Annotated in this window: 15 protein-coding genes; 11 read left to right on the forward strand and 4 right to left on the reverse strand. The window is 66.2% G+C overall.

Going from position 1 to position 18,574, the window contains the following annotated elements; all coding sequences use genetic code 11:
* Positions 1-76 precede the first annotated feature (76 nt).
* The 3 genes from OXS31_RS12310 to OXS31_RS12320 all read right to left on the reverse strand — a co-directional run bounded on the left by OXS31_RS12310 (position 77) and on the right by OXS31_RS12320 (position 4,903).
* Positions 77-817, reverse strand: coding sequence for an SPOR domain-containing protein (locus OXS31_RS12310; protein ID WP_007161615.1), 741 nt, complete (start codon positions 815-817; stop codon positions 77-79).
* Between the two features lie 18 nt (positions 818-835).
* On the reverse strand, positions 836-2,593 hold the full coding sequence (argS, locus tag OXS31_RS12315; protein ID WP_267399221.1) for an arginine--tRNA ligase: 1,758 nt from the start codon (positions 2,591-2,593) through the stop codon (positions 836-838).
* A gap of 96 nt (positions 2,594-2,689) precedes the next feature.
* Positions 2,690-4,903, reverse strand: a complete 2,214-nt coding sequence (locus OXS31_RS12320; RefSeq protein WP_044341962.1) for a primosomal protein N' — start codon at positions 4,901-4,903, stop codon at positions 2,690-2,692.
* 157 nt (positions 4,904-5,060) lie between these two features.
* Between OXS31_RS12320 and rpmE the strand changes: the two genes are divergently transcribed.
* From rpmE to OXS31_RS12335, 3 genes are all read left to right on the forward strand, one after another.
* Entirely contained in the window at positions 5,061-5,276 is a 216-nt protein-coding gene (rpmE, locus tag OXS31_RS12325; protein ID WP_007161618.1) for a 50S ribosomal protein L31, read from the forward strand.
* Positions 5,276-6,100, forward strand: coding sequence for a thermonuclease family protein (locus OXS31_RS12330; RefSeq protein WP_260984966.1), 825 nt, complete (start codon positions 5,276-5,278; stop codon positions 6,098-6,100). The genes rpmE and OXS31_RS12330 overlap by 1 nt, the downstream gene beginning before the upstream one ends.
* A 112-nt stretch (positions 6,101-6,212) precedes the next feature.
* Positions 6,213-7,481, forward strand: a complete 1,269-nt coding sequence (locus OXS31_RS12335) for a malic enzyme-like NAD(P)-binding protein (RefSeq protein WP_027598917.1) — start codon at positions 6,213-6,215, stop codon at positions 7,479-7,481.
* 53 nt (positions 7,482-7,534) lie between these two features.
* Here OXS31_RS12335 and OXS31_RS12340 read toward each other — a convergent pair whose 3' ends face one another.
* Positions 7,535-9,955, reverse strand: coding sequence for a penicillin-binding protein 1A (locus tag OXS31_RS12340; protein WP_144956250.1), 2,421 nt, complete (start codon positions 9,953-9,955; stop codon positions 7,535-7,537).
* Between the two features lie 167 nt (positions 9,956-10,122).
* Here OXS31_RS12340 and OXS31_RS12345 point away from each other — a divergent pair, with 167 nt between their 5' ends.
* From OXS31_RS12345 to OXS31_RS12380, 8 genes are read left to right on the forward strand one after another with little or no spacing between them, the layout of a single operon-like run.
* Positions 10,123-11,187: a pilus assembly protein PilM gene (locus tag OXS31_RS12345; protein WP_027598915.1), complete on the forward strand. Its 1,065-nt coding sequence runs from the start codon at positions 10,123-10,125 to the stop codon at positions 11,185-11,187.
* Complete coding sequence (locus OXS31_RS12350; RefSeq protein ID WP_108582365.1) at positions 11,188-11,778, forward strand: PilN domain-containing protein; 591 nt, start codon at positions 11,188-11,190, stop codon at positions 11,776-11,778.
* The gene (gene pilO / locus OXS31_RS12355; protein ID WP_027602906.1) at positions 11,775-12,428 is read left to right on the forward strand and encodes a type 4a pilus biogenesis protein PilO; all 654 of its coding nucleotides are present in this window, start codon (positions 11,775-11,777) and stop codon (positions 12,426-12,428) included. Before OXS31_RS12350 ends, pilO begins: the two co-directional genes overlap by 4 nt.
* Positions 12,425-12,943: a pilus assembly protein PilP gene (locus OXS31_RS12360; RefSeq protein ID WP_027602907.1), complete on the forward strand. Its 519-nt coding sequence runs from the start codon at positions 12,425-12,427 to the stop codon at positions 12,941-12,943. Before pilO ends, OXS31_RS12360 begins: the two co-directional genes overlap by 4 nt.
* Positions 12,944-15,193 (forward strand): type IV pilus secretin PilQ, encoded by a 2,250-nt coding sequence (pilQ, locus tag OXS31_RS12365; RefSeq protein WP_144956247.1) that lies wholly within the window; start codon positions 12,944-12,946, stop codon positions 15,191-15,193.
* 5 nt (positions 15,194-15,198) lie between these two features.
* The gene (gene aroK, locus OXS31_RS12370; RefSeq protein ID WP_144956244.1) at positions 15,199-15,717 is read left to right on the forward strand and encodes a shikimate kinase AroK; all 519 of its coding nucleotides are present in this window, start codon (positions 15,199-15,201) and stop codon (positions 15,715-15,717) included.
* A 52-nt stretch (positions 15,718-15,769) separates the two neighbouring features.
* A complete protein-coding gene (gene aroB, locus OXS31_RS12375) occupies positions 15,770-16,864 on the forward strand; it encodes a 3-dehydroquinate synthase (protein WP_007161628.1) in 1,095 nt (364 codons plus the stop codon).
* Positions 16,865-16,882: 18 nt separating this feature from the next.
* Positions 16,883-18,481 (forward strand): AAA family ATPase, encoded by a 1,599-nt coding sequence (locus OXS31_RS12380; protein WP_267399236.1) that lies wholly within the window; start codon positions 16,883-16,885, stop codon positions 18,479-18,481.
* Positions 18,482-18,574 lie beyond the last annotated feature (93 nt).

Here is an 18,574-nt window from a genome sequence, read left to right on the forward strand (position 1 = left end):
CAGTCAGCCCCGGTTACGCGGAGATATGGGGATGGCCGCGACGCCCTTCAAGCGCCGCGGCGAGGGATTGCTCCGATCAGTGACCGCGTCGCTGTTGCAGCAACAGATTCTTGAAGCCGCTGCCGGCGAGCTGTTTCTGCGCCTGGGTCAGCTGGTCGCGATCGCTGTAGGGACCGACCAGTACCCGGTACCAGGTGTCGTCCTTGACCTTGCCCGACTCCACCCGCACGTCCTGGCCAAGCATGATGATCTGGGCGCGGACCCGGTCGGCATCGGCCTGGGTGCGGAAGGACCCGGCCTGGAGGAAGAACAGCGTCACCGGCGGCTGGGCCTTGGTGGTGGCTTCCTTGGGCGGCGTGGCGGCCGGCTGGCCCGGTGTGGTCGCGGGCGTGGCCGGTGTCGCCGTGGCCGCCTGGCCGGGTTGCGCCGGGGTCGCGGCGGCATCCGGCTTGGCCGGGGTGGCCGGCTTGGCGGCCGGATTGCGCGGCACGGCATCCGGCGGCACGATCACCTCGGATTCCGGCAGCAGGGTATAGAAATCGTACTTGGGCTTGATCGGCGTGGGCGGCGTGCCCTCGGTCTTGCCGGCGGCGGTCGCGGCTGGCTTGCCGTTGCCCGCCGCGGCGGCCGGGCGACCCTCTTCCGGCTTGGCGCGCTGCACCGCCTTGTTGCCCGGTTCGAGCTTCATCAGGAACACCACGAAGGCCCCGATGGCCAGACCCGACGCGAGCCAGACCCAGCCGGGCAGGGGCTGTTTCTTGGGAGCCGAGGTGTTGCGACTGGCGCCGCGCTTGGGTGGGGCTTTCTTGGTGGCCATCAGGCGGTGATCCGTCTCTTACATGCGTTCCAGGGTGTGCAGACCGAGCAGTTCCAGACCCTGCTTGAGGGTGCGCCCGGTCAGGGCGGCCAGCCGCAGGCGGCTCTGGCGCAGGGGGGCGTCCTCGGCGGTCAGGATCGGGCAATTCTCGTAGAAGCTGGAGAACAGGCCGGCCAGGTCATAGAGGTAGCTGCACAGCAGGTGCGGGGTGCCCTTGTCGGCAACGCTGGCGAGGATCTCGCCGAATTGCGCCAGACGCCCGCCGAGGTCCTGCTCCTGGGGCGCGTCCAGGCGGATGCTGCCGGCGGGGTCGTTCTGCTCGGCCTTGCGCAGCACGCTGGCGACGCGGGTGTAGGCATACAGCAGATAGGGCGCGGTGTTGCCCTCGAAGCTGAGCATCTGTTCGAAGTTGAAGCTGTAGTCGCTGGTACGGTGCTTGGACAGGTCGGCGTACTTGACCGAGGCGATGCCCACCACGCGGCCGATGTGGCGCAATTCGTCCTCGCTGAAGGGCGCTTCGCCACGCTCGGCGCGACCGGCATTGCGCTCCTTGACCAACTGGTAGGCACGTTCCTCGGCTTCGTCGAGCAGGTCGACCAGCTTGACGGTGCCACCGTCGCGGGTCTTGAACGGACGGCCGTCGGCGCCGTTCATGGTGCCGAAGCCCATGTGCTCGAGGTCCATGGCCGCATCGACGAAACCGGCGCGGCGCGCCACCTCGAAGGCCATCTGGAAGTGCAGGGCCTGGCGCTGATCGACGAAGTAGAGCGCGCGATCGGCGTGCAGCTGGCGGCTGCGATAGCGCATGGCGGCCAGGTCGGTGGTGGAATAGAGATAGCCACCGCCGGCCTTCTGCACGATCACCGGCAGCGGATTGCCCTCGGCGTTCTTGAATTCGTCGAGGAAGACGCAGCGGGCGCCGTCGCTCTCGGTGAGCAAACCGGCGGCGTCCAGATCGGCCACCACTTGCGCCAGATCGTCGTTGTAGGCGCTCTCGCCCTTGACGTCGGCCGGGGTCAGCTTGACGTTGAGGCGATCGTAGACCTCCTGGCAGTGGGACAGGGAGACGGCATTGAATCGCTCCCAGAGCCGCAGGCAGTGGGCATCACCCGCCTGCAGCGCCACCACCAGTTCGCGGGCGCGAGCGGCGAATTCCGGCGAGGCGTCGAAGCGGCCCTTGGCGGCGCGATAGAACACCTCGAGATCGGCCAGCTCGCCTTCGGCGGCCTGGGGCTGCTCTTCCATGTAGGCCAGCAGCATGCCGAACTGGGTACCCCAGTCACCCACGTGGTTCTGGCGGATCACCTCGTCGCCGAGGAATTCCAGCACCCGCGCCACGGCATCACCAATGATGGTGGATCTCAGGTGACCGACGTGCATCTCCTTGGCCAGGTTCGGCGAGGAGAGGTCCACCACCACGCGCTGACGCGGCTCGTGGCTGGGCACGCCCAGGTGCGGATCGGCGAAGGCCGCATCCAGCCGCGCGGCCAGTTGCGCATGATTCTGGAAGAAGTTGAGAAAGCCGGGGCCGGCGATCTCCACCTTGCTCACCGCCGGATCGGCGGGCAGGGCGGCCAGCAGCTTCTCGGCCAGGTCACGGGGCTTGGCCCGAGCCGGTTTGGACAGCAGCAGGGCGACGTTGCTGGCGAAATCGCCGTGGCTCTTGTCCTTGGTGTTCTCGACCTGGATGGCCGGGGCCACGTCGGCCGGCAGGGTGCCGTCGGCGATCAGGCGGTCGAGGGCGTGCTGGATGAGCTGGCGGATGCTGTCTTTCATGGTCTTTGGCCTTCGGCGTGCGCCGAGCGCGCACTGCGATGAAAACCCGGCATTATCCGTGGCGAGCCCGGCCTTGCCAATGGTAAGCCTATGCCACTAGAAGAGATCGATGGGATCCACATCCAGCGACCAGCGCACCTGGCGGGCTTCGGGCAGGCTTTCCAGCTGGACGACCCAGATGCCCAGCAGCCGGTGCAGGGGCGCGCGACTGCTGCTCTGCAGCAGCAACTGGGCCCGATGGCGACCGGCGCGTCTTTCCATTGGCGCCGGTACCGGACCAAGCAACTCCACCTGGGGCAGGGCGAGATTGACCGCCAGGCCCTCGGCGACGTGATAGGCCGCCTCGAGAAAATTCTCCACCTGATCCTGGCGATGGGCATCGGCACGCAGCAGCGCCAGATAGGCGAAGGGCGGCAGGCCGGCGGCGCGGCGCTCCTGCAGGGCCTGGCGGGCAAAGGCTGGATAGCCTTCCTCGGCCAGCTGCACCATGAGCGGATGATCGGCCAGATGGGTCTGGATCAGCACCTGGCCCGGTTCCTCGGCGCGCCCGGCGCGGCCGGCCACCTGGACGATCTGCTGGGCCATGCGCTCGCTGGCGCGGAAGTCGGCGGAAAACAGCCCGCTGTCGGCGTCCAGCACGGCGACCAGGGTCACCTTGGGAAAGTGGTGGCCCTTGGCGAGCATCTGGGTGCCGACCAGGATGCAGGGCGCGCCGCTGTGGATGGTTCTCAGCAGCTTGCCCAGGGCGTCCTTGCGCGCCGTGGTGTCGCGGTCGATGCGCAGCACCGGGACGTCCGGGAACAGCAGCTGCAGGCGTTCCTCGGCGCGTTCGGTGCCGGCACCCACCGGACGCAGGTCGAGCTTGCCGCAGGAGGGGCAGTGGCGCGGGGGCGTCTGGCGCTGATCGCAATGGTGGCAGCGCAACTCGCCGGAGCCGCGGTGATAGGTCATGCGGGCATCGCAGCGCGGGCACTGGGCCAGCCAGCCGCAATCGTGGCAGAGCAGGGTAGGGGCGAAGCCGCGGCGATTGAGGAACACCAGCACCTGCTGGCCGCGTTCCAGGGTCGCGCCCATGGCCTTGAGCAGCGGTTGGGACAGGCCGCTGTCCAGGGGGCGACTGCGCACGTCCAGGCGCTCGAAGCGCGGCGGCTGGGCGCCACCGGCGCGGAGCGACAGACGCAGATGGGCGTAACGGCCCTGCTCGGCGTTGTGCAGGCTTTCCAGCGAGGGTGTGGCCGAACCCAGCACCACCGGCAGATTCTCGAAGCGCGCGCGGACCACCGCCAGGTCGCGGGCGTGGTACCTCAGGCCTTCCTGCTGTTTATAGGAGGCGTCGTGTTCTTCGTCGACGATGATCAGCCCGGGGTGCTTGAGCGGGGTGAACAGCGCCGAGCGGGTGCCCACCACGATGTCCAGTTCGCCATCGCGGGCGGCCAGCCAGATGTCCATGCGCTCGCGATCGGTCAGCGCCGAATGCAGCAGGGCGATGCGCGCATTGAAGCGCTGTTCGAAGCGACCCAGGGTCTGGGGTCCCAGGTTGATCTCGGGGATCAGCAGCAGGGCCTGACGTCCCGCTTCCAGGGTGGCGCGGATCAGCTGCAGATAGACCTCGGTCTTGCCGCTGCCGGTCACCCCTTCCAGCAGATAGCAGTGGAAGCCGCTGCCGGCGCGGACCGCTTCGTAGGCCAGGCGCTGCTCGCCGTTGAGCGGCAGCTCGGCCTGGGCGAGCCAGGCACCCTGGTGCCGATGCGGCTGGTGATAGCGGGTCTCCACCTTGACCAGGCCCTTGGCCTGCAGGAGGTCGAGGCTGTCCTTGACCAGGCCGAGCTGGCCGAGCAATTCGTGCAGCACGCCATGGGGATGCTGGCGCAGGGTCTTGAGCGCCTCGCGCTGGCGCGGCGCCCGGGCCAGGCGCGGATCTTCAGGGCGGGCTTCGGGTTGGGCGATCCAGAAGCGCTGCAGCCGTCGCTCCGCCGGTTCTCCCTGACGCAAAAGGGCAGGAAGTGCCCAGCTCAGGGTGTCGCCGAGGCTGTGCTGATAGTACTGGGCGGACCACTGGCAGAGTTCGAACAGCGCACTTGGCAGCGGCGGACGCTCGTCGAGCAACTGCAGCGCCTTGCGCAGCTTGTCCGGCGGCACCTCGGTCTCCTGGGCGACCTCGATCAGGACCCCGATCACCTCGCGGCGGCCAAAGGGCACCCGCAGCCGCACGCCCGGGCGCAACTGCTCCTCGACCGCTCCCTTGGGCGGCAGATAGTCGAACAGGCGGCGCAGCGGGGAGGGCAGCGCCAGGCGCAGGATCAGGGGCACGGCAGGGCTCGCAGGAGGAAAGCCCGATGGTAGCAGACGGGCGGTGTGGGGGCTGCTTGCACCTCTTAGCTGCTCTGGTATGATTTGCAGCCCAAATCTGTGCGGTATCCGGCAATGGCGCCGGGTGGCGGCACAGCTAGACCCCGAGGATAGCCCCATGAAAGCTGATATCCATCCGCAGTACGATGCCATCGAAGCCACCTGCAGCTGCGGCAACGTCATCAAGACCCGCTCGACCCTGAGCAAGAACATTCACCTGGACGTCTGCTCCGAATGCCACCCGTTCTACACCGGCAAGCAGAAGGTCCTGGACGCTGGCGGCCGTATCGACCGTTTCAAGCAGCGCTTCGGCGTGTTCGGCAGCAGCAAGTAATGCGCTGCCGTCGACCATCTCCGCATGGTTCGACACTGAAGAAGGCGTCCCTCTGGGGCGCCTTTTTCGTTTCTGGCCTGACCGGCGCGCCCGCGGCCCTGGCGGCGGCGTGCCCGCTGCTGCCTGGTGGCCAGGAGGTGGTGGTCCGGCAGGTGGTGGATGGCGATACCCTGCGCCTGGTAGACGGCCGCTCGGTCCGGCTGATCGGCGTCAATGCGCCCGAGCTGGGCAAGTCCGGCGGTACCGCCCAGCCCTATGCCGAGGCGGCGCGCCGGCGCCTGCAGGAACTGGTCGAGGCCAGCGACGAGCGCCTGCGGCTGGTGCCGGGTAGCGAGGCGACCGACCATTACGGCCGCACCCTGGCACATCTCTATGATCGCGAGGGCGACAATCTTGAAGTCCGGTTGATCGTCGAGGGTCTCGGCTATGCCGTCGCCATCGCGCCCAATATCCGGCTGGCCGATTGTCAGGCCGCCGCGCAAAGCCAGGCGCGCCGGGCGCGTCTCGGGGTCTGGAAGCAGGAGCCGACCCCCGCCACCCGGATCGCGGAAGGCGGTTTCGCCGTGGTGCAGGGGCGTCTGCTGGACGTCGAACGCAATCGCGGCGGCCTCTGGCTGCAGTTCGAAGGCGATCTGGTGGTCAATGTCCCCGAGCGCTTCGTCGAGGCCTTCGACGGCGTGCCGCTGCATCAATGGATCGGCCGCCAGCTCGAGGCGCGGGGCTGGATTTCCGATCGCAGCCGGCGCCAGGAAGCGGGGCGCGCCCGCTGGCAGATGACCTTGAGCGATCCGCACATGCTGGGTTTGCAGGTTGAATCGTTTTAGCCGAAAGTCGTATTGCGATTGATTTCAGGCATATGGCCGATTGCTTGTGGCACCTTGAGTCTTTGCGTATTCTCGCCCGACCCAAGACCCACACCACGCGGATATACCAATAATGTCTGATCTCAAAACCGCTGCCCTCGAATACCACGCCCAGCCGCGCCCCGGCAAACTCAGCGTCGAGCTGACCAAGCCCACCGCGACCGCCCGCGACCTGTCCCTGGCCTACAGCCCCGGCGTCGCCGAACCGGTCCGCGAGATCGGTCGCGATCCCGAACTGGCCTACCGCTACACCGGCAAGGGCAACCTGGTCGCCGTGATCTCCGACGGTACCGCCATCCTCGGCCTGGGCAACCTCGGCCCGCTGGCCTCCAAGCCGGTGATGGAAGGCAAGGGTGTGCTGTTCAAGCGCTTCGCCGGTGTGGACGTCTTCGACATCGAGGTGGACGCCGAGAGCCCCCAGGCCTTCATCGACACCGTCAAGCGCATCTCCATCACCTTCGGTGGCATCAACCTGGAAGACATCAAGGCGCCCGAGTGCTTCGAGATCGAGCGCGCCCTGATCGAGCAGTGCGACATCCCGGTGTTCCACGATGACCAGCACGGCACCGCCATCGTCACCGCCGCCGGCATGCTCAACGCCCTGGAAATCGCCGGCAAGCGCCTGGAAGACGCCAAGATCGTCTGCCTGGGTGCCGGTGCCGCCGCCATCTCCTGCATGCGCCTCCTGGCCAGCATGGGCGCCAAGGTCGAGAACATCTACATGATCGACCGTCAGGGCGTGGTCCACAGCGGCCGCAACGACCTGAACCAGTACAAGGCGGCCTTCGCCACCGAGACCAGCAAGCGCACCCTGGACGATGCCCTCGAGGGTGCCGACGTCTTCGTCGGTCTGTCCGGCCCGAATCTGCTGTCGGCCGAAGGCCTCAAGCGCATGGCGGCCAACCCCATCGTCTTCGCCTGCTCCAACCCGGATCCGGAAATCACCCCCGAGCTGGCCCACGCCACCCGCGACGACGTGATCATGGCCACCGGTCGTTCCGACTACCCGAACCAGGTCAACAACGTCCTCGGCTTCCCCTTCATCTTCCGCGGTGCCCTGGACGTCCGCGCCCGGGTCATCAACGAAGAGATGAAGATCGCCGCCGCCCTGGCCCTGCGTGACCTGGCCAAGCTGCCGGTGCCCAAGGAAGTCTGCGAAGCCTACAAGGTCGACAGCCTGAGCTTCGGCCGCGAGTACATCATTCCCAAGCCGATGGATGCGCGCCTGATCACCCTGGTATCCGATGCCGTGGCCAAGGCCGCCATCGAGACCGGCGTGGCCACGCTGCCCTATCCGGCGAACTATCCGCTGAAGTCGGTGGATGACGTCTTCGCCAAGTAAGGCCCGAAGCAATAAAAAACCCCGCCGCGGCGGGGTTTTTTATTGGCTGGAGATCAGAAGATGTCCATGGGCACGGTTTCGCTGGAGGGCAGCGGCGTGCCGGGCGCCATGCCAGGCGGCAGCTCGTCCAGGCTCGGCGGGGTGTCCTCGCTCTTGAACAGCTCGAAGTAGGCGTTGGGCGTGCCGGGCGGCGCGGCGCGACCGGTGGTCGGATCGACGCGGATGGAAACGATGCCTTCCGGTTCCTTGAGCTGATGCGGCGGCTTGTCCTTGAGCGCCGCGCCCATGTAGCTCATCCAGATCGGCAGGGCCACGGTGCCACCGAATTCCTGGCGACCCAGGGTCTCGGGCTGATCGAAGCCGGCCCAGACCGTGGTCACGTAGTCGCCGTTGTAGCCGGAGAACCAGGTGTCCTTGGATTCGTTGGTGGTACCGGTCTTGCCGGCCAGGTCGTTGCGACCCAGTTCCAGCGCCTTGCGCCCGGTGCCGCGCTTGATCACGTCCTGCAGCATGCTGTTCATGATGAAGGCATTGCGCGGGTCGATGACCTGGGGCGCGAACACCGGCGGCGGATTGGCCGGATCGGCCGCGGCGGTGTCGGCCGCCGGCGTGACCTCGACGCCCGGTGCGGCCTTGGCCTGCACCTGCTGGGGCACCCGCGGCGCGGCAGTGCGATAGACCACCTTGCCGTCGCGATCGGTCACGTGATCGACCACGTAGGGGGTCACCTTGTAACCCTCGTTGGCGAACACCGACCAGCCGGTGGCGACTTCCAGCGGCGTCAGGCCCGGAGTGCCGAGAGCGAGGGACAGGTTGCGCGGCAACTGGTCGCGCTCGAAGCCGAAGCGACTGACGTAGTCCAGCGCATAGTCGATGCCGATGGCCTGCAGCACCCGGATGGACACCAGGTTGCGCGAGCGATACAGCGCCTCGCGCAGGCGGATGGGGCCGAGGAAGGTGTTGTTGTCGTTCTTTGGTCGCCAGGCTTCGTCGGGATTCTCGTCCATGAAGACGATGGGCGCATCGTTGACCAGGCTGGCGGCGGTGAAGCCCTTTTCCAGGGCCGCGCTATAGATGAACGGCTTGAAGCTGGAGCCGGGCTGGCGGCGGGCCTGGGTCGCGCGGTTGTAGTTGCTCTGCTCGAAGGAGAAACCGCCGATCAGGGCGCGGATGGCGCCATCCTGGGGGTCGAGGGAGACCAGGGCGCTCTGCGCCTTGGGGATCTGCGAGAACTTCAGGCTGCCATCGTCCTGGCGCTGCACCCGGATCAGGTCGCCGACCTTGACCACGTCGGCCGGACCGTTCGGCCGCGGTCCCAGGCTGTTGGCGCTGAGGTAGGGGCGGGCCCACTTCATCGAATCCCAGGAGACTGCCTCTTCCTTGCCCTCGCGGGTCAGGACCAGGATGCTGCTCTTTTCCACCTGGGTGACGATGGCCGGATCCTGGCCGCCGACGATGCGCTGCTTCTGGATCAGTGCGGTCCACTCGGCCCGGCTGCGGTTGGGCCACTGGGCCTCGGGCCCGCGGTAGCCATGGCGGCGGTCGTAGTCGGTCAGGCCGTCGCGCACGGCCTCGAAGGCGTCCGTCTGCAGCCGGCTGTCGATGGTGGTATAGACCTGGTAGCCATCGGTATAGGCGTCACCGCCATAGCGGCCGACCATTTCCGCCCGCGCCATCTCGGCGATGTAGGGGGCGTTGAGCTCGGGAATGGCGACGTGGTGATAGGCCTCGAGCGGCTCGGCGATGCCGGCCTGGTAGGCCGCCTGATCGATATAACCGAGCTTGAACATGCGTTCGAGAATCCAATTGCGTCTTTCCAGGCTACGCTCAGGATTAGCGACCGGGTTGTAACGCGACGGCGCCTTGGGCAGACCGGCGATCATCGCCATCTGGGCAACGGTCAGGTCCTTGATGGATTTGCCATAGTAGACCTGGGCGGCGGCCTCGATGCCGTAGGCGCGGTTGCCCAGGTAGATCTTGTTGACGTAGAGCTCGAGGATCTCGTCCTTGGTCAGTTGGCGCTCGATTTGCAGCGCCAGGAGGATCTCGGTGAATTTGCGCGAGAAGCTGCGTTCGCTGGTCAGGAAGTAGTTCTTGGCGACCTGCATGGTGATGGTGCTGCCGCCGGTCTGGATGTGTCCGGTCTTGACCAGCTGGCTCACCGCTCGCGCCAGGCTTTTCACATCCACGCCATAGTGATTGGCGAAGTTGTCATCCTCGGCGGAGAGCAGGGCATGGATGAAATCGGGAGGTATCTCGTTGAACCGCAGCGGCGAGCGGCGCATTTCACCGAATTCGGCGATGAGTTTGCCGTCCGCGCTGTACACCCGCAGAGGGATCTGCAGTTGCACGTTTCGCAGGGCGTCGATGGAGGGCAGGCTGGGGCTGAGGTAGAGGAAGGCACCGCTGAGACCCAGCAAAAGGCTGCAGACCAGGGCGACCAACGACCACCAGAAAAATTTCAGAACACGCATCAAGAGACTTTTCGAATGGAAAGAAGGAAAGGGCGACAGGTGAGGGTCAGCCTACACGGCGTCGCCATTATAGGCGCGTTTGGCGGTTGGCCGCTATTTGCTCGGGTGTCAAGTCTGTTATCTAATGCCCGTCCGCGGAAGACCACCGTCGCTCATAGGGAACTGATGTGCTAGGGCTATTCAGAAAGAAGGCGAATACGCTGCTGGGTATCGACGTCAGTTCGACATCCGTGAAACTCATCGAGTTGAGCCGTGCAGGCGGGCGCTATCGGGTGGAGGCCTATGCGGTCGAACCCCTGCCGGCCAATGCCGTGGTCGAGAAGAACATCGCCGAACTCGAAGGCGTGGGCCTGGCCATCGGCCGGGTGCTGGTCAAGGCGCGCACCTCCGCGCGCAGCGCCGCCGTGGCCGTCTCGGGCTCGGCGGTGATCGCCAAGACCATCGAGATGGACGCCGGTCTGACCGACGACGAGCTGGAAAACCAGATCAAGCTGGAAGCCGACCAGTACATTCCCTATCCGCTGGACGAGGTCGCCATCGATTTCGAGGTGCAGGGGCCGTCGCCGCGCAACGCCGAGCGCGTCGAGGTGCTGCTGGCCGCCTGCCGGAAGGAAAACGTCGAGGTCCGCGAAGCGGCCCTGGCGCTGGCCGGCGTCTCGGCCAAGGTGGTCGACGTCGAGGCCTATGCCCTGGAGCGCGCCTACCAGTTGCTGGCCAATCAGCTCGGTGGCCACGTCGACGACCTGACCGTGGCGGTGGTCGACATCGGCGCCACCATGACCACCCTGAGCGTGCTGCACAACGGCAAGACCATCTACACCCGCGAACAGCTGTTTGGCGGTCGCCAGCTCACCGAAGAGATCCAGCGTCGCTATGGCCTGTCGGTGGAAGAGGCCGGTCTGGCCAAGAAGCAGGGCGGGCTGCCGGACGACTACCAGAGCGAGGTGCTGACGCCCTTCCGCGAGGCGGTGGTGCAACAGGTGGCGCGTTCGCTGCAGTTCTTTTTCGCCGCCGGGCAATACAATGATGTGGACTACATCTTGCTTGCTGGAGGAACCGCGTCAATTTCCGGACTCGACCGTTTGATCCAGCAGAAAATCGGCACCCCCACGGTCCTGGCCAATCCCTTCGCCGACATGACCGTCAGCAACAAGGTCAACGCGGCGGCCCTGGCGGGTGACGCCCCGGCGCTGATGATCGCCTGCGGCCTGGCCATGAGGAGTTTCGACTAGATGGCCCGCATCAACCTCTTGCCCTGGCGGGAGCAGCTGCGCGAAGAAAGGCGTAAGCAGTTCCTGGTGATCCTGGGTGGCATCTTCGTGCTCTCCTGTGGCGCCGTGTTTCTCGGCGACCAGTACCTGTCCGGCGAGATCGCCCGCCAGGAGGCGCGCAATGCCTTCATCCAGCAGAACATCGCTCAGCTGGACGTGCGCATCAAGGAGATCAGCGAACTCAAGACCCGTCGTCAGCAACTGCTGGCGCGGATGAAGATCATCCAGGACCTGCAGGGCAACCGCCCGGTCATCGGTCACGTATTCGATCAACTGGTGCGGACGCTGCCGGACGGCGTGTATTTCCGCGAGCTGAAGATGCAGGGTGACACCCTGTCGATCAGCGGCGAGGCGGAATCCAACAACCGGGTCTCCAACCTGATGCGTAACCTGGATGCCTCGGACTGGTTCGCCTCGCCTACGCTGATCGAGGTGAAGGCCACCACCGCGGGTGCGGTGGACCAGGCCAATACCTTCCAGCTCACCGTCAAGCAGACCCAGCCCGGCGCTCCCGCTGCGCCGGCCCCGCTCGCCCAGGGAGGCAAACCATGAGTCTCGCCGATTCCCTGGCCAGCCTGCGCAAGGTCGACATCAACGAGCTCAGCCTGGAGAACCTCGGTTCCTGGCCCAAGCCGGTCAAGGTCATCGCCTGCCTGCTGATCGTGCTGGTGGTGCTGCTGCTCGGTTATCAATTCCACCTCAGCGACATGCAGGCCCAGCTGGACAGCCAGCGCAACCAGGAAGAGACCCTCAAGCAGCAATACGCCAGCAAGGCCTTCCAGGCGGCCAATCTGGATGCCTACAAGCAGCAGATGGTGGAGATGGAGGAGTCCTTCGGTGCCCTGCTGCGGCAACTGCCCGGCGATACCGAGGTGCCGGCGCTGCTGGAAGACATCACCCGCACCGGTCTTGGCAGTGGCCTGGAGTTCGAGCAGATCAAGCTGCTGCCCGAGGTCACCCAGCAGTTCTATGTCGAGTTGCCGATCCAGATCACCGTGGTGGGCAGCTATCATGACTTGGCGACTTTCGTCAGCAGCGTGTCCAGCCTGCCGCGCATCGTCACCCTGCACGACTTCGACCTCAAGCCGGTGGACGACAGAAACGCCAATGGCGGCGGCACGGTCTCTGGAGGCGGCGGCAAGTTGCGCATGAATGTCCTGGCCAAGACCTATCGCTACAACGACAAGGGGCTCGGCAAATGAGGACGCCCCTGTTGTTATGCCTGCTGACCGGCGTGCTGGTCGGCTGCGGTTCCAGCGATACCAGCGATCTGCAGGCCTTCATGGACGAAACCCGCGCCAAGCCGCGTGGTTCCATCGAGCCGCTGCCGCAGTTTCGCGCCTACGAACCCTTCACCTATGCAGCTTCGGCCCTGCGCAGTCCCTTCCAGGCACCGGTACGCATCGATCCCACGGTGCGCCAGCGTGGAACCGGCAACATCAAGCCGGACGTGAATCGGCCCAAGCAGTTTCTCGAAGGCTTCAACATCGAGACCTTCAGCATGGTCGGCATCCTGGCCAATGCCAGTGGCCGCTATGCGCTGGTCAACGGCGCCGGGGGCGTGCATCGCGTCAAGGTGGGCGACTACCTGGGTCGCAATGACGGACGCATCACCAAGATTACCGATGGCGAGATCGACGTGATCGAAATCGTCCCGGATGGCGAGGGTGGCTGGCTGGAACGGCCGCGCACCATCACCTTGAAGGAAAAGACTTAAATGGGCAGGGCGAGCACTGTGAACACTACTATCGCGGGACGACTGGGGCTGGGCCTGGCCCTGCTGCTGAGCAGCCTGGCCGGTCAGGCTCTGGCGGCCGATCTGCAGGCCTTGAACGTCGCCTCCCTGCCCGGGGATCGCATCGAACTCAAGCTGACCTTCGATCAGCCGGTGCCGGTGCCCAAGGGCTACACCATCGAGCAGCCGGCGCGCATCGCCCTGGACCTGCCCGGCGTCGCCAACAAGCTCGGTACCAAGAGCCGTGAGCTGGGCAATGGCAATGCCCGCAGCGTGACGGTGGTCGAGGCAGGCAACCGCACCCGCCTGATCATCAACCTCACCAATCTGGCCAGCTACGACACCCGGGCCGACGGTCGCAACCTGTTCGTCACCATCGGGGGCACCGCCGGTCGCCAGACGGCCAGCGCCCAGGCCAACCTAACGCCCAACCTGCCGCGCGCCGCTGCGCCGACCACCGTGACCGCGCCGTCGTCCGCTCCCTTGCCCGGCGCGATCGCCCGCACGCCGCTGCCGCCGACCCAGGCCACCTCTACCGTGGCGGCCATGACCGCGCCGCGGCCGCAATTGCGCGGCAAGGCGATCCGCCATATCGATTTCCAGCGTGGGCCCCAGGGCGAGGGCAACGTGGTCATCGACCTGAGCGAGACCGGCATCAATCCGGACATCCAGGAGCAGGGCGGCAAGATTCGCCTGACCTTTGCCGGTACCCAGCTGCCTGAAGAGCTGCGGGTACGGCTGGACGTCAAGGATTTCGCCACCCCGGTGCAGTTCGTCAACGCCTCCGCTGACAGCGGCGGGGCGTCCATCGTCATCGAGCCGACCGGTACCTACGACTACCTGGCCTACCAGACCAACAACCGTCTGACCCTGAGCGTCAAGCCGCTCACCACCGAGGAAAAGGAAAAGCGCGCAGCCGATCGCTTCACCTATACCGGCGAGAAGCTGTCGCTGAACTTCCAGGACATCGATGTCCGCTCGGTGCTGCAGCTGATCGCCGACTTCACCAATCTCAACCTGGTGGCGAGCGACACCGTGCAGGGCAACATCACCCTGCGCCTGCAGAACGTGCCCTGGGACCAGGCGCTGGATCTGATCCTCAAGACCAAGGGCCTCGACAAGCGCCAGATCGGCAACGTGCTGCTGGTGGCCCCGGCCGACGAGATCGCCGCCCGCGAACGTCAGGAGCTGGAGTCCCAGAAGCAGATCCAGCAACTGGCCCCCTTGCGTCGTGACCTGATCCAGGTCAACTACGCCAAGGCCGCCGACATCGCCAAGCTGTTCCAGTCGGTGACCAGTGCCGACAAGACCGCCGACGAGCGTGGTTCCATCTCGGTGGACGAGCGCACCAACAGCATCATCGCCTACCAGACGCAGAATCGTCTGGACGAACTCCGGCGCATCGTCTCCCAGCTGGACATCCCGGTCCGCCAGGTGATGATCGAGGCGCGGCTGGTAGAGGCCAACGTCGACTACAGCAAGCAGCTGGGCGTGCGCTGGGGCGGTAATAGCAGCCACGGCAATTTCTCGGTCTATGGCAAGGACGGCGCGACGACCGTGGACAGCACCACCGGTCAGGTCTACCTGCCGGGGAGCAGCAGGGTCGGCAGCTTCACCTCCGCCAGTGGCGTGGCGCCCACGCCCTTCGTTGACATGGGCGTTTCCGGCAGCACCTCGGGTATCGGCATCGGCTTCATGGCCGGTGGCCAGATGCTCGACCTGCAGCTGTCCGCCCTGCAGTCCAGCGGCAATGGCGAGATCATCTCCCAGCCCAAGGTGGTGACCTCGGACAAGGAGACCGCCAAGATCCTGCGCGGTACCGAGATCCCCTACCAGGAGGCCAGTTCCAGCGGTGCCACCAGCACCAGCTTCAAGCAGGCCGCCCTGTCGCTGGAGGTCACGCCGCAGATCACCCCGGACAACCGCATCATCATGGAGGTCAAGGTCAACAAGGATGCCCCTGACTACCAGAACGCCCTCAACGGCGTGCCGCCGATCAGCAAGAACGAGGTCAATGCCAAGGTACTGGTGAGCGATGGCGAGACCATCGTACTGGGCGGGGTGTTCTCCAACACCCAGACCAAGTCCACCACCAAGGTGCCGATGCTGGGCGACATTCCCTATGTCGGCCGACTGTTCCGCCGGGATTCGGTCACCGACAGCAAAGTCGAGCTGCTGATCTTCCTCACGCCGCGTATCATGAACAACCAGGCGATAGCGGTTGGTCGATGACATAAGTGCGTAATCTGTTTCTCGTAGGACCGATGGGCTCGGGCAAGAGCACCATCGGCCGGCTCCTGGCGAAGGAATTGCGGCTGCCGTTCAAGGATTCCGACAAGGTAATCGAAGAACGTACCGGTGCCGACATCCCCTGGATCTTCGATGTGGAAGGCGAGCAGGGCTTTCGCGAGCGCGAACGCTCGGCGATCGCCGAGCTGTGCGCGGAAAACGGCCTGGTGATGGCCACCGGCGGTGGCGCCGTGCTGCGTGAGGACAATCGCCAGGCGCTCAAGCGCGGTGGGCGGGTCATCTATCTGCATGCCTCCATCGAGCAGCAGATCGAGCGCACCTCCCGCGATCGCAATCGCCCGCTCCTGCAGACCGCCGATCCCGCGGCGGTGCTGCGCACTCTCATGGCCATGCGCGATCCGCTGTACCGCGAAATCGCCGACATCATCATCGAGACCGACGAGCGGCCGCCCCGGCTGGTCGTGCTGCAGATACTCGACCGTCTGAAAGCCCTGGCACCGCATTAAAGCCGCAGGCGTTCTGCGCTATGCTAGGCGCCCTTTGAATCAAGGTGACGGCATGCGGACTCTTCACGTCGAGCTCGGTGAGCGCAGCTACCCGATCTACATCGGCCAGGGCCTTCTGGATCAGCCGGAATGCTTCCTGCCCCATCTCGCCGGGCGCAAGGTGGCGATCGTCACCAACGAAACCATCGCGCCGCTCTATCTGGAGCGCCTGCTGCGCACCCTGGGCGATCGCCAGGTCAGCTCGATCGTGCTGCCCGATGGCGAGGCGCACAAGAACTGGGAAACGCTGCAGCTGATCTTCGACGGTCTGCTGCAGGATCGCCATGATCGCAAGACCACCCTCATCGCCCTCGGTGGCGGGGTGGTCGGCGACATGGGCGGGTTCGCCGCGGCCTGCTATCAGCGCGGGGTGGACTTCATCCAGGTGCCGACCACGCTGCTGTCCCAGGTCGATTCCTCGGTGGGCGGCAAGACCGGCATCAACCACCCGCTGGGCAAGAACATGATCGGCGCCTTCTACCAGCCCAAGGCCGTGGTCATCGACACCGCCAGCCTGGCGACCCTGCCGGCGCGGGAGCTGTCGGCGGGTCTGGCCGAGGTCATCAAGTACGGCCTGATCTGCGACGAGCCCTTCCTCGGCTGGCTCGAGGAGCATGTCGAGGCGCTCTTGGCGCTGGACCAGCAGGCACTCACCGAAGCCATCGAGCGCTCCTGCGCGGCCAAGGCCCAGGTGGTCGGCAGCGACGAGCGCGAGTCGGGCCTGCGGGCGATCCTCAACCTGGGGCATACCTTCGGCCACGCCATCGAGACCCACCAGGGCTATGGCGTCTGGCTGCACGGCGAAGCGGTTTCCGCCGGCATGGTCATGGCGCTGCAGATGTCCCTGCTGCTGGGCTGGCTCACGGCCGCCCAGCGCGACCGCGCCCTGCGCCTGCTGGTCCGGGCCGGGCTTCCCGTGGTACCGCCGGCCGACATGCAGCCGGCCGATTTCGAACGCCTCATGGCGGTGGACAAGAAGGTCCTGGATGGACAACTCCGGCTGGTACTGCTCAGTGACCTGGGCCAGGCCGTGGTGACCGCCGACTTCGCCCGCGACATTCTCGAGCAGACGCTGCGTACCGATTACCAAGCGCTGACCGCCCAGTAAGGAGAACAAGAGAGTCCCATGTCCAATCTGCACGCCGACGAAGCCTTCCTCGGTCACTATCAGTTCACTCACGACCCGTTCGCCGCCCGCGTTCCCGGTTTCAAATTCTTTCCGGCGCAGCGCAAGCCGGTGCTGGGTCAGTTGCATCACCTGGCCCGCTACAGCCAGTTGTTGCTGGTGGTCAGCGGTCCCGAGGGCAGCGGCAAGACGCTGCTGCGCCAGGCGCTGGCGGCCAGCACCAAGAAGGAAGCCGTGCACTGCGTGGTGATTTCCGCGCAGAACGGCGGCGACGCCCGTACCGTGCTGGCCCAGGTCGCCAAGGGCGTGGGCGCCGACAGCCAGACGCCGGCGGCCATTCTCGCGCAGGCGGCGGAAGTGCGCCTGGCGGGGCAGGAGGTCTACATCCTGGTGGATGACGCCGAGGCGCTGGCCACCCCCGCCCTGGAAGCCCTGCTGGAACTGGCCGGTGGCGGCGAAAAGGAGCGTCTGCACGTCTTCCTGTTCGGCGAGGCGGAAGTGGTGATGCGCCTGGAGGACATCGCCCAGGGCGAAGAGCGCTATCACGCCATCGAATTGCTGCCCTACAGCGAAAGCGAGGCCGAGGAGTATCTCGCCCAGCGCCTGGAAGGTGCCGGTCAGGGGCTGGAGATCTTTACCGACGAGCAACTCGCGACCATTCACCAGCGCTCCGGTGGCTGGCCCGGTCGGCTCAACGAAGAAGCCCGGGATGTCCTGGTGGCCGGCATGACTGCCCGGCGCAAGAAGGCCGCCGCTCCGGCGAAGGGCTCGCGCAATCTGCTGGCGGCGCTGCCGCGCAAGCATCTGGTCATTCTCGGGGTGGTGGTGCTGGCAGTCGGCGCTGCGGCGCTGTCGCTCAAGGGCGGCAAGAGCGAAACCCAGGCGACCGGCACGGCCGGGCAGGACCTGCCCATGGGCGGCCAGAACACCGCGTCCGCCGGCAAGGACGCCCAGGGGGCGCCCATCCAGTTCGATGGCTCTTCCAAGCCGCTACCCCTGCCGCTGGTGGGCGAGTCGCAGCCGGTCATCCGCGAACCCCTGGCGGAAGCGGCTGGTGGGCGTCAGGCTGGTACCGCTGCCGGCAACGACATGGGTGCGGGTGGCGTACCGCCCACCGTGACCACCGACGCCCCGCCCATCAGTGACGAGGACGAACTGCCCAGCCGGACGCCGGCACGCACGCCGGCGCCCAGCGCGCCGGCAGTGGCCGCTCCGGCGCCCCGGCATACCGCACCTGCGCCGACCCCCGCGCCGGCACCGGCCAAGCCGGCCCCGGCTGCCGCCCCTGCGCACACCGGTGGCGCTGCGGCGGGCTGGTACGGCAGTCAGGCGGGCAGCAAGTACGCCTTGCAGGTGGTGGGCACCAGCACCGAGAAGGCGGCGCAGGACTTCATCGCCGCCCAGGCCGACAGTGGCAACTTCCGTTATTTCAAGAAGAGCTACCAGGGCAAGGCGCTCTATGTGGTGACCTACGGCAACTTCGCCAATCGGGCGGCGGCGGAGGCGGCGGTCAAGCAGCTGCCGGCCAAGGTACAGGCCAGCAAGCCCTGGCCGCGGACCTTCGCCAGCATCCAGCAGGACATCGCCACCAGTCGCTGATTCTTGCCTGGCACGAAAAGAAAGCCCCGGCGCTATCACGAGAGTGACGCCGGGGCTTTCTGTTTTGCGTCATCGAATTTTCATCAGGTGTCA

This window comes from Pseudomonas sp. GM_Psu_1, assembly GCF_026544185.1.
In the GTDB taxonomy this organism is placed as follows: Bacteria; Pseudomonadota; Gammaproteobacteria; order Pseudomonadales; family Pseudomonadaceae; genus Chryseomonas; species Chryseomonas oryzihabitans.

Bases quoted from the DNA above. Each gene is read 5' to 3' on its own strand.
- OXS31_RS12380 (WP_267399236.1), top strand. From the start codon at position 16,883: ATGTCCAATCTGCACGCCGACGAAGCCTTCCTCGGTCACTATCAGTTC.
- pilQ (WP_144956247.1), top strand. From the start codon at position 12,944: ATGGGCAGGGCGAGCACTGTGAACACTACTATCGCGGGACGACTGGGG.
- OXS31_RS12360 (WP_027602907.1), top strand. From the start codon at position 12,425: ATGAGGACGCCCCTGTTGTTATGCCTGCTGACCGGCGTGCTGGTCGGC.
- rpmE (WP_007161618.1), top strand. From the start codon at position 5,061: ATGAAAGCTGATATCCATCCGCAGTACGATGCCATCGAAGCCACCTGC.
- OXS31_RS12330 (WP_260984966.1), top strand. From the start codon at position 5,276: ATGCGCTGCCGTCGACCATCTCCGCATGGTTCGACACTGAAGAAGGCG.
- aroB (WP_007161628.1), top strand. From the start codon at position 15,770: ATGCGGACTCTTCACGTCGAGCTCGGTGAGCGCAGCTACCCGATCTAC.
- pilO (WP_027602906.1), top strand. From the start codon at position 11,775: ATGAGTCTCGCCGATTCCCTGGCCAGCCTGCGCAAGGTCGACATCAAC.
- OXS31_RS12335 (WP_027598917.1), top strand. From the start codon at position 6,213: ATGTCTGATCTCAAAACCGCTGCCCTCGAATACCACGCCCAGCCGCGC.
- OXS31_RS12340 (WP_144956250.1), bottom strand. From the start codon at position 9,955: ATGCGTGTTCTGAAATTTTTCTGGTGGTCGTTGGTCGCCCTGGTCTGC.
- OXS31_RS12310 (WP_007161615.1), bottom strand. From the start codon at position 817: ATGGCCACCAAGAAAGCCCCACCCAAGCGCGGCGCCAGTCGCAACACC.
- OXS31_RS12350 (WP_108582365.1), top strand. From the start codon at position 11,188: ATGGCCCGCATCAACCTCTTGCCCTGGCGGGAGCAGCTGCGCGAAGAA.
- argS (WP_267399221.1), bottom strand. From the start codon at position 2,593: ATGAAAGACAGCATCCGCCAGCTCATCCAGCACGCCCTCGACCGCCTG.